Source organism: Pseudovibrio sp. POLY-S9 (assembly GCF_001431305.1).
Lineage (GTDB): Bacteria > Pseudomonadota > Alphaproteobacteria > Rhizobiales > Stappiaceae > Pseudovibrio.
In genome coordinates this window covers 75,478-85,035 of the sequence record NZ_LCWX01000239.1, presented here as the reverse complement: position 1 = coordinate 85,035, position 9,558 = coordinate 75,478, and the positions used below count along the sequence as shown (strand labels likewise).

The following is a 9,558-nucleotide window of genomic DNA, read 5'->3' as shown; positions in this document are numbered from 1 at the left end:
GCCATTTGATTGCAGCGCCTGAGGAAACTGGTGTTCAGGAACGCCGGAAGCTTTCTTATGGCGGCTGCGTGACGGTCTCTCTGATTGTGGATGGTCGCGGCGAGTTGCTTGGTGATATCGATGTGGTTCTGTTCGGGATGCCGGATGAAACTGAAAACGGGACACCGTTTGAGGATGCCGTTCGTGATGCCGTTTATGGTGCTGTGATTTCCATTCCAAAGAGCCGCCGCCGTGATGTGGAACTGGTGCGTGAAGCTGCCAGACGGGCGGGGCGTTATGCAGTTGTAGAGCATTGGGGCAAGAAGCCTCTTTGTAAGGCATTGGTGCAGCGCGTCTGATCCTCAGACACATTTTTGAGATAGTCAAAGGCCGCAGATGAGCATATCATCTGCGGCCTTTGACTTTTGATCCAATGGACTTTGTGAATGAAATCTGTTCCTTAGAACTCATAGGCGTTCATCTGCAGATAGGTGCTGTGCTCTGACATTTTGTTTGAGCAGCTTCTTGTCATTTGATTGTGTGCAATCGAATGGAACGCGCTCTAGAACAAAGAGTTATTGGGAGGACCGTCATGATTGGACGATTGAACCACGTCGCGATTGCCGTGTTGGATATGGAAGAAGGCCTGAAGGTGTATCGTGATGCACTCGGCGGCATTGCCTCAGAAAAAGTGGCACAGCCGGATCATGGTGTTTCGACCGTGTTTATCGAGCTTCCAAACACGAAGATCGAACTGCTGGAGCCGCTTGGCGAGAATTCTCCGATCTCCAAGTTTCTGGAGCGTAACACGCAAGGTGGTATCCATCACATCTGTTATGAAGTTGATGACATTCTTGCAGCGCGCGATCAGCTGGTTGCTAACGGAGCCCGGATTCTGGGTGATGGTGAGCCGAAGATTGGTGCACATGGCAAGCCGGTGTTGTTCTTGCACCCAAAAGACTTCCTTGGAACATTGACCGAGTTGGAACAGGCTTAAGTTTGCCTTGAAAGACTTGTGGTTTGAGGAAACTGGAAGGCTTTCGGTTCGGGCCTAATTCTTGTAGGTAAAAACCTGTAGGGCGCTGGTCGCTTTGTGATACAACAGTAAGGTGACCAGCCGCAGAAGAAACAAGAACGTTCCAGGAGCACATTTATGGCTACGCCGCTACTCGTTGCACTCTACTTCATGATGTGGTGGATTTTGTTTCTGGCCATTTTGCCGTTTGGTGTTCGCACTCAGGCGGAAGAGGGCGAAGTAGTTCCGGGAACGACTGAGAGCGCGCCCAAAAATCCTCAGATGCTGAAGAAGGTGATCATCAACACGATTGTAACGACAATTGTGTTCGTTGCCTTCTATTGGTTCCTTGAGTCCGGCCTTGGCGCGCATCTGTTTCCACTTGTTGATCAATTAATGGGCAACGCTCCTTCCTGATTTTGGTTTTGCACATCAATTGTGTGGCGTAAAATCAGCGAGTTACAGAGCAAATCCATCAAGTGTCAAAAAAAGCGATTCTCTAGAATCGCTTTTTTTGCGTTTAGAGGGGTGTTGTTAGAGAGACACTTGTCCCTGCTGTATTCAGACTCTGGTGAGTATGCTGATATGAGTAAACTGAATGCGGTATTCATAGAATATCATGGAGTGAAACGGCAGAAATTGGCGAAAAAAAAGCAAGGCCGAAGCCTTGCTGTTAGAACGAGTTCCGCGTCTAAATGTTCTCTTTGCACTTGCGTAGAGTGCCGGCTGCAACCAAACGGGCGCCCGAGAACCTTCCTCCCAAGACTAAAGATCGCGATACCTTGCAACACCGCTTAAGGGTGTTGTTTTTGTTGTTGAACAGACACTAACGTAATCACATTAGTTTGTCATCATTTTGTATCAATTCGCCGCAATTTTTTGCTTGCCTAAAATTTTAGCTATAATTTTTCGGAGATTCCGTGAGTTGAACCCGAAGGTGTAGGCAAAAAGCTGCGTGTATGGGGAAATATGTCTTAGAAAATTGGCATATAGCCATGTTGGCAGTTACAACAGGCGTTCTGCTTGCTAAGAAGACATAGAAATGATGTTTGGTGGTGAGCCAAAGCTTGCGTGCCTTTAAACCTGAAGAGTTAAACTAATGCGTTTGTCCCGATATTTCCTGCCTATTTTGAAGGAAACTCCGAAAGAAGCCGAGATCGTATCGCACCGCCTGATGTTGCGTGCGGGTATGGTCCGTCAGCAGTCAGCCGGGATTTATGCATGGCTGCCGCTTGGCCACCGTGTGCTCAACAAGATTCAGCGTATTGTTGAAGAAGAGCAGAACCGCTCCGGTGCTGTCCAGCTGCTTATGCCAACCATTCAGCCTGCTGACCTGTGGCGCGAAAGTGGCCGCTATGATGCATACGGCAAAGAAATGCTGCGCATTGAAGACCGTCATGAACGGGAAATGCTCTTTGGCCCAACCAATGAAGAGATGATCACTGACATCTTCCGCAGCTACGTGCGCTCCTACAAGGACCTGCCGCTGAACCTTTATCACATACAGTGGAAGTTCCGCGATGAAGTGCGTCCTCGTTTCGGTGTGATGCGTGGCCGTGAGTTCCTGATGAAGGATGCTTATTCCTTCGACCTGGACAAAGAGCGTGCAACAGAAGCCTACCGCCGCATGTTCGTCGCTTACTTGCGCACCTTTGCCCGCATGGGTCTGACTGCAATTCCTATGAAGGCGGACACTGGCCCGATCGGCGGCGACCTGTCTCACGAGTTCATCGTGCTGGCGTCTACCGGTGAGAGCGAAGTGTTCCTTGATAAGGATATTCTTGGCCTGCCAACTCCGGCGGAAGATATTGATTTCAATGGTGACCTTTCCGGCATTATTGAGCAGTGGACCACGCCTTACGCGGCAACTGACGAAATGCATGACGAAGCTGCCTTTGAGGCTGTTGCAGAAGACAAGAAAGTTTCTGCACGCGGTATCGAAGTTGGCCACATCTTCTACTTCGGCACCAAATACTCCGAGCCTATGGGCGCGAAGGTGATGACTGCTGAAGGCAAGGAACAGCCTGTTCACATGGGCTCCTACGGCATTGGTGTGTCCCGCCTGCTGGGCGCGATCATTGAAGCGTGCCATGATGATGATGGCATTGTCTGGCCAAAAGAAGTTGCGCCGTTCCATGTTGGCTTGATCAACATGAAGGTTGGTTCTGAGTGCGATGAAGTTTGTGAGAGCGTTTACGCAGAGCTGGAAAAGGCTGGCGTTGAGGTTCTTTATGATGACCGCAAGACCAGTGCAGGCCAGAAATTTGCAAGCATGGATCTGATTGGTCTGCCATATCAGCTGGTTGTTGGCCCACGTGGTCTGAAGACCGGTGAAGTGGAAGTCAAAGACCGTGCAACTGGTGATCGCGAAATGTTGACCCCGGAAGCGGCTGTCAACAAACTGATTTCTGCCTTAAAAGGCTGATATCAGCGAAGCTTGGGGTAACTCAGCAGCTTCAATGGTATGCTAGGTGCCGGCGGCCTTTCTGCTGCCGGGCCTTTTTGCCAGAGCTTATGGCACTTGCTCTTCATGCTCCCTATATTCCACGGGGTAGTTGAACAGGCGGAAACGGAGAATAGTCTAGTATGACGGCAGAGATTCAGGCGGCTCATCCCGGAAAGAACCGGTGGTTTGCACCCTTTGAGTGGATGCTGGCAGGGCGTTATCTGCGCTCCAGACGCAAAGAAACTTTCATTTCAATTATTGCCGGTCTGTCCTTTTTGGGCATCACTTTGGGCGTTGCAACTCTGATTATCGTCATGGCGGTGATGAACGGGTTCCGAACGGAGCTGCTGACCAAAATTCTTGGCATCAACGGACACGTGCTTGTGCAGCCCATAGATAGCCCGCTCAATGACTATGAGGCGACCTCGGTCAAACTGGCTGGCATTGACGGTGTTGATTTTGCTATGCCGTTTGTTGAAGGGCAGGCGATGATCTCCGGACCAAGCGCTGATCTGGGCGCTTTGTTCCGCGGTGTTCATAAGGCTGATCTTGATAAGCTGGATCTGGTGTCCGGGAATGTTCTGCTTGGAACGCTGGATGGGTTTGATGATGGCGAAGGTGTTGCCATTGGCTCCCGTCTTGCGCGTCAGCTGGGTGTTACTGTTGGTGATACGGTTCGCGTGATTACCCCGCGTGGCAGCATCACGCCGATGGGGATGACCCCGCGCGTGAAGGGCTATCCGGTCTCTGCGATCTTCCAGATTGGCATGAGCGAATATGATGGCACGATTGCCTTTATGCCGTTTAATGAGGCACAGCTGTACTTCAATAAAGAAGGTCTGGCGACGGGCATTGAGGTCTATGCTGATGACCCGGATGCTGTTGGTCCGCTGCGACCTGTTATTGAGGAAGAGGCTGGACGGCCTGTGTTCGTTTCTGACTGGCGCCAGCGCAATATGACGTTCTTCTCAGCGCTTGAGGTTGAGCGTAACGTGATGTTCCTGATCCTCACGCTGATTGTTCTTGTGGCCGCTTTGAATATCATTTCCGGCATGACCATGCTTGTGAAAGATAAGGGCCGTGATATCGCCGTGCTGCGTACGATGGGTGCAACCCGCGGCGCGGTGATGCGGATTTTCATCATCACAGGAGCCAGCATTGGAACCATTGGTACGTTTGCCGGGTTTATTTTGGGTACTGTGGTGTGCTGGAACATCGAGAGCATTCGTCAGGGAATTTCCTGGTTGACCTCGACCGAGCTGTTCTCGCCTGAGCTTTACTTCCTTTCAAAGCTGCCGGCTGAAATGAATCCAAGTGAGACGACCAGTGTTGTTATTATGGCTTTGGTCTTGAGCCTGCTTGCTACGATTTACCCTGCCTGGCGCGCAGCCCGGCTCGATCCTGTTGAGGCTTTGCGCTACGAATGATGAATAAACCAACAAAACCGGTTGCTGGTGTTTCGCTTAAGGGTGAGGAACGCGTTCCTGTTCTGAGTTTGAAGAATGTTGTCCGAGGTTATGTTGAGGGCAACAGCAAACTGGAAATTCTGAAGAGCGCTGACCTTAACCTTTATGAAGGGGAAATGGTTGCGCTCGTGGCACCCTCCGGCGCAGGTAAGTCTACGCTGATGCATCTGGCTGGCCTTTTGGAAATGCCGCAGAGCGGTGAGGTGCTGATTGGCGGGCGGGAATGCTCCAAGCTCAATGATGATGCGCGCACAGCCATTCGGCGGACTGAGGTGGGCTTTGTCTACCAGTTCCATCAGTTGCTGCCAGAGTTTACTGCGCTGGAAAACATTGCGTTGCCGCAGATGATTTGCGGACTGAAACGTCAGGATGCAGAAGAGCGCGCACGCCAGCTGCTCTCTTATATGCGTTTATCTGAGCGGGAAACTCATCGTCCAGCGGAGCTTTCCGGTGGTGAGCAGCAGCGTGTTGCGATTGCGCGTGCGGTTGCAAATGCACCGCGAGTTCTGTTGGCAGACGAGCCAACGGGGAACCTTGATCCGAACACCTCGCAGTATGTGTTTGAGGCGCTGACCGCGCTGGTTCGTGCCTCCGGTGTGGCGGCCTTGCTGGCAACCCACAATCTGGAAATTGCAAAACAGATGGACCGACGGATTACACTGCGCGAAGGCAAGGTGGTCGAGCTTCCTTAAATTGGAAATGAGAGTGCGTTCCATTGAGAATCAAATGCCAGCGACCTGTTCGCTGGCATTTTTGTTTTGGGGAGATGTTCTTGTTTTGATGCCTGTTGTTCTCTCTGTCTGAGTGCTCAAGCAAGGCTGGTGTTCCGCGATACTTACCTGCGGCGTTAACGCTGATTGATTCAGCAACTTGTTGAGTTGCTGAGGGAAATACCTTGCTGTGTTTGAGTGGTGATTGATGGGGGACACTAGGACTTGGAGTAGACGGGAATATCCGGGATTGGGCGGGAACAGCCGGAGTTATTGGGAGAAGTCTGCGGTTTGTTGGGTGGTTTTGGGTGTTGAACTGTGTCTATTTTGAAGTGGGTGATGGACACTTGTTTTTAGAGTAATTCCCCAGATGGACACTTGAATTTAGAGTTCGACGGCTCTTTGCAATTATGTGGGTGGACCTTTCGAAGACCCTTCGAAGCCGCAGGAAGCTGCCGATTTTGGGCGTTGGGGAGTGGCTTCTTTTTCCTGATATCAGCTTTGCGTTCATCGGAGAAGTAGGAACTGGCTTCCTAGTTCTGTTTTTGGCTGAGTTCTGCGGATAACTCAGGATTTCCCGATTTTGAACTTGGAACGAATTCCTGCGTTATTTTGTGATTTGTGCGTTGCTGCGTGAAATCGGGCTGAAACGGGCGGATGATACTGGCCGTTGCGATTCACGAAATCGGGTGGCGTTCGAAGATCGTTCGAAAAAGCTTCGACGTATCTTTGGGTGCTTGCAACCTTAGGTAATTGTCCGCGTTGTTTCTCGTGGACAGGTGCAGGTTGCAGATATCAGAGGATCAATTCCTGATAGCACTTACCTTCGCGCCTAGGTATGCGAAAATTGCTGTGACAACCAGTCTTAAGCCTGGCGTTTGCTTTGTGCCCGATCAGGTGATGCTGTGGTGAGTTGTTTTTTCAGATTGCTTTTGAGCACCAGCATCAATGCGTCGCGCTGTTCCTTATTATTCGGATCTGCTGCGAGCGCGATGTACTCAGCGTATTTTTCGGCTGAGAAGCGTGCCAGGTCAGCATCATATATTCTTGCGCCGACTTCCTTATATGTTTTGCGGATGGTCTCCTGAACGGCGACGAAGAATTCCGTTTCAATGGCAGCGGTTTGAGGTGCTTCTGTTTCGCCCAGGCGCATTGAGCCTTCCCCAAGAACGAGCCAGTTTAGGCTTACATTTTGAAGCTGACAGATCTTCTTTAGAACTTCGGAACTTGGATCTCTGAATCCTTGCTCATAATCCCTGTAAGTGCGTTCAGATATGCCGAGACGTTCGCAGTAATCAACACGTTTCTCGTCGCCGCGAATTTCTATAAGTCTTTGACCTAGTTCTGTTTTTGACTTTGCTGAGCGCGCCATTCATCAATAACAACCAAAAATGGTTATTAAGCCATTGCTTAGTTACCAAATATAGTTATTATCCTTTTTGTACTTAAGGAGAAGCAGTTGCTTCAAAAAAGACAATCGCAAGGTGGCAGCCTTTTGATTGTCGCGGTTTTAGAGGCTCTTATGACGCTTAACACTCGAACTGACATGAAGCCCTGGCAGATCATGTCCCGTCTTCGTGAGCTGCGTACATCCTACGCAGAAATTGACCGAAACTATGATCTTCCCAATGGCACTGCCAAGAATGCTGCGCGTAAACCTCATATTTTAGGTGAACGTGCTTTGTCTGAAACTCTTGGTCTTCCTCCTCAGAATATCTGGCCCAGTCGCCATGACGCTTCTACAGGTGAGCGGCTTTACCCTCAACCCATGAGCAACTATCGCACACAGCCGATTTTGGGTCCACGTCAAAACGTCACACCAGAAATGACATGTGGGGCAGCGGCATGACTAACTCAGCTTATGTCGTGCGTCAGCACAGCGTGAAACCCGGTTTTATTTACTTCATTGGTGATTGGGAAAAGCTGAAGTGCACCCGTGATGGGCACTGGTTCATAAACCCTAAAACCAGTGCGAAGCTTGAGGAGGCGAGCCCCTTCCATTCTGAAAGCAGAGCCGAGGAATGGGCTGCGACTTTGAATACAAACCAGCATCCCCAGTGCCGACCGTGGCATGTGGCGAAGGCTGTGCTTAGTCCCCATACCTGCAAGCCCTATTCCGGCATGACCAAGCCACTTGAGCGTGGCCTGCGGGATCTGCGGGAGGGGCTGAGATGATCCTTCTTTTACTCACGAGTGCACGGTTCGCGGTGTACGCCTACACCCTTACGCAAACAAATCCCTCCTTCTGGAGCAGCTACTTGCTGTTTGCGGTTTGCCTAGAGCTGGCAAACATCGGGTTGGCTCTTGATGAAGGATTTCGCTCACTGAGGAAGCAACGTGAGGGGCTAAAAAATGGCTGACAAACTTCGTGAAATTGCTGCCCGTGCCTTGCTTGCTCTGGCTTTTCGCATTGGCCCTGAGTGGTTGCTGGAAGGCTTTGTGAGGCAGGTCCAAGGGGCCGATGATGACCAGCTCTGGCAGGGCTGAAAAGGGGAAAGAGATGAGCGATATTTACGGAAGTGATGGCAAGAAAGTGAATTTTGAAGTGAATGTGGATGGGGTGACCTGCCGGTCTACTGAAGATTTGGATCGTGCCTTTAAGGAAATTCAGGGCGATGGCGAGAAGGCTGTTCCCGAAAATCCGGTGAAGCTTTCTAACTGTCTACGGCTTGCTGAAGAGATCGTGGATGATTTGCAGGAAGCTGGCTGTGATGCCTTTGAAGCCCGCGACGTGTTGTTGCTGGCATGGCAAAGCCAAGAGTCTCGCATTGAGCGTGTGATTGGCACTATCTCTCAGGATGCCCGTGTTTTTCGTGATCGTGTTGCAGACATCCCTGAAAGATCAGAGCGTCAGGCAACACGGCGGAGAGATTTCATGAAAGGGCTCAGAGATGCCCTTGAAGTCGAGGATCAGTTTGAAGAACGGATTACCGACGCGGTGAAAGCTTCTGTCGCTGGAGCTTCTGACCAGCCCCTCACTGGCGACGTGGCTGGAGGGACTGAGTGATGACGAATGAAGCTCCCGTTGCCGGTCTGAGCAGTGAACAGTTGAGGAAAAAGTACCAGACTTTCGAAGCCTGCAATGCTTTGAATAAGCGAGCTATGCAGCATTTTGAGAGTGAGTATGGGCCTTTTTCAACCAAGCAGCGGTTCCACTTTCTTATGATCTATGGTCGCTATCGCTCTGAGCTGCCTCCCTTTCGAAATATGTATAGAGCGCTAAAAGAAGCGCGACTTGTTCCTGCTGATGCGACATGGCCGGAGGAGCTGAGTTGATGAGCTCTGGGTTATGGGTGAAGGATGGTTTGATTATCTTAGAGTTCCATTGCTCGAACTGCGTTAGCAGAACAGACAATGCGCCTTCTGAAAGGTCTTTCCAGCTTTCGGTTGAATCGGTCTTTGCCAGAGTTTCCAGAGCCTTATCAGCTTCCTTCTTGCTGTCTGGATCATATGGTTCTGCCGCAATCAGGACATCCTTAAAGACTGGGAGGTTCTTGAAAGCAACCAGCGCCATGCGAGCTTTGGAAACCTTTACAGGCTGCCATAGGCTCTTGTCAGGCTCCTGTCCCGATAGGTTGTTAAGGTACTGATCAAAAAGGTTTTCCTGTTCAACTATCTCACTCATTTCAACTTTCTCCTGTGTCTCTTTGGTTTTGCATCTTTGAGTTTAGGAGAAAATGGCTCCGCTGTCTTGTGTTGTTCCGTCGTCTGGACAGCGGAGCCCTTTCGGAATTTACCAAATTAAACGTGGTTTGATATGTCTCATTTGCCCTTGAAAGACATTGTTGTTCCTGAGCGGCTGCGGCCTGTGCATCAGGATTGGATTGAGGTTCTTGCCAGCTCGCTTGACGAGCTTGGTCTGAAGGAGCCGATTGTTGTTCGTGAGGTCAAACGCGGGCGCTCCAAACAGATTGAACTGGTGGCGGGTGCGCACCGTCTGGC

At 50.6% G+C, this 9,558-nt stretch carries 12 protein-coding genes and 1 pseudogene; 11 read left to right on the top strand and 2 right to left on the bottom strand.

The window, feature by feature from the left end; translation table 11 throughout:
* The 6 genes and pseudogenes from PPL9_RS34470 to PPL9_RS26820 all read left to right on the top strand — a co-directional run.
* A pseudogene (locus PPL9_RS34470) lies at nucleotides 1–338 on the top strand (MBL fold metallo-hydrolase); the annotation flags it as partial.
* Nucleotides 339–571: 233 nt separating this feature from the next.
* Nucleotides 572–976, top strand: a complete 405-nt coding sequence (mce, locus tag PPL9_RS26840; RefSeq protein WP_057465598.1) for a methylmalonyl-CoA epimerase — start codon at nucleotides 572–574, stop codon at nucleotides 974–976.
* Nucleotides 977–1,132: 156 nt separating this feature from the next.
* The gene (locus PPL9_RS26835) at nucleotides 1,133–1,411 is read left to right on the top strand and encodes a DUF1467 family protein (protein WP_057465597.1); all 279 of its coding nucleotides are present in this window, start codon (nucleotides 1,133–1,135) and stop codon (nucleotides 1,409–1,411) included.
* A 682-nt stretch (nucleotides 1,412–2,093) separates the two neighbouring features.
* Nucleotides 2,094–3,419, top strand: coding sequence for a proline--tRNA ligase (proS, locus tag PPL9_RS26830; protein ID WP_057465596.1), 1,326 nt, complete (start codon nucleotides 2,094–2,096; stop codon nucleotides 3,417–3,419).
* Nucleotides 3,420–3,643: 224 nt separating this feature from the next.
* Complete coding sequence (locus PPL9_RS26825) at nucleotides 3,644–4,867, top strand: lipoprotein-releasing ABC transporter permease subunit (RefSeq protein ID WP_082597131.1); 1,224 nt, start codon at nucleotides 3,644–3,646, stop codon at nucleotides 4,865–4,867.
* On the top strand, nucleotides 4,867–5,598 hold the full coding sequence (locus tag PPL9_RS26820; protein WP_208989663.1) for an ABC transporter ATP-binding protein: 732 nt from the start codon (nucleotides 4,867–4,869) through the stop codon (nucleotides 5,596–5,598). Before PPL9_RS26825 ends, PPL9_RS26820 begins: the two co-directional genes overlap by 1 nt.
* An 883-nt stretch (nucleotides 5,599–6,481) precedes the next feature.
* Here PPL9_RS26820 and PPL9_RS34465 read toward each other — a convergent pair.
* Nucleotides 6,482–6,769, bottom strand: a complete 288-nt coding sequence (locus tag PPL9_RS34465; protein ID WP_057465593.1) for a hypothetical protein — start codon at nucleotides 6,767–6,769, stop codon at nucleotides 6,482–6,484.
* 369 nt (nucleotides 6,770–7,138) lie between these two features.
* Here PPL9_RS34465 and PPL9_RS26810 point away from each other — a divergent pair, with 369 nt between their 5' ends.
* The 4 genes from PPL9_RS26810 to PPL9_RS26795 all read left to right on the top strand — a co-directional run bounded on the left by PPL9_RS26810 (nucleotide 7,139) and on the right by PPL9_RS26795 (nucleotide 8,623).
* Entirely contained in the window at nucleotides 7,139–7,465 is a 327-nt protein-coding gene (locus PPL9_RS26810) for a helix-turn-helix domain-containing protein (protein WP_152986842.1), read from the top strand.
* A complete protein-coding gene (locus tag PPL9_RS26805; RefSeq protein ID WP_057465591.1) occupies nucleotides 7,462–7,791 on the top strand; it encodes a hypothetical protein in 330 nt (109 codons plus the stop codon). The genes PPL9_RS26810 and PPL9_RS26805 overlap by 4 nt, the downstream gene beginning before the upstream one ends.
* A gap of 177 nt (nucleotides 7,792–7,968) precedes the next feature.
* Complete coding sequence (locus PPL9_RS34730; RefSeq protein ID WP_280139084.1) at nucleotides 7,969–8,103, top strand: hypothetical protein; 135 nt, start codon at nucleotides 7,969–7,971, stop codon at nucleotides 8,101–8,103.
* A 13-nt stretch (nucleotides 8,104–8,116) separates the two neighbouring features.
* Nucleotides 8,117–8,623: a hypothetical protein gene (locus PPL9_RS26795; protein WP_057465589.1), complete on the top strand. Its 507-nt coding sequence runs from the start codon at nucleotides 8,117–8,119 to the stop codon at nucleotides 8,621–8,623.
* Between the two features lie 153 nt (nucleotides 8,624–8,776).
* Here the strand turns inward: PPL9_RS26795 and PPL9_RS26790 are convergent, their stop codons facing one another.
* Nucleotides 8,777–9,241 (bottom strand): hypothetical protein, encoded by a 465-nt coding sequence (locus PPL9_RS26790; RefSeq protein ID WP_057465588.1) that lies wholly within the window; start codon nucleotides 9,239–9,241, stop codon nucleotides 8,777–8,779.
* A gap of 132 nt (nucleotides 9,242–9,373) precedes the next feature.
* On the opposite strand from PPL9_RS26790, the gene PPL9_RS26785 reads away from it, so the two are divergent.
* A partial coding sequence (locus PPL9_RS26785; protein WP_161831469.1) for a ParB N-terminal domain-containing protein occupies nucleotides 9,374–9,558 on the top strand: 185 nt, incomplete at its 3' end.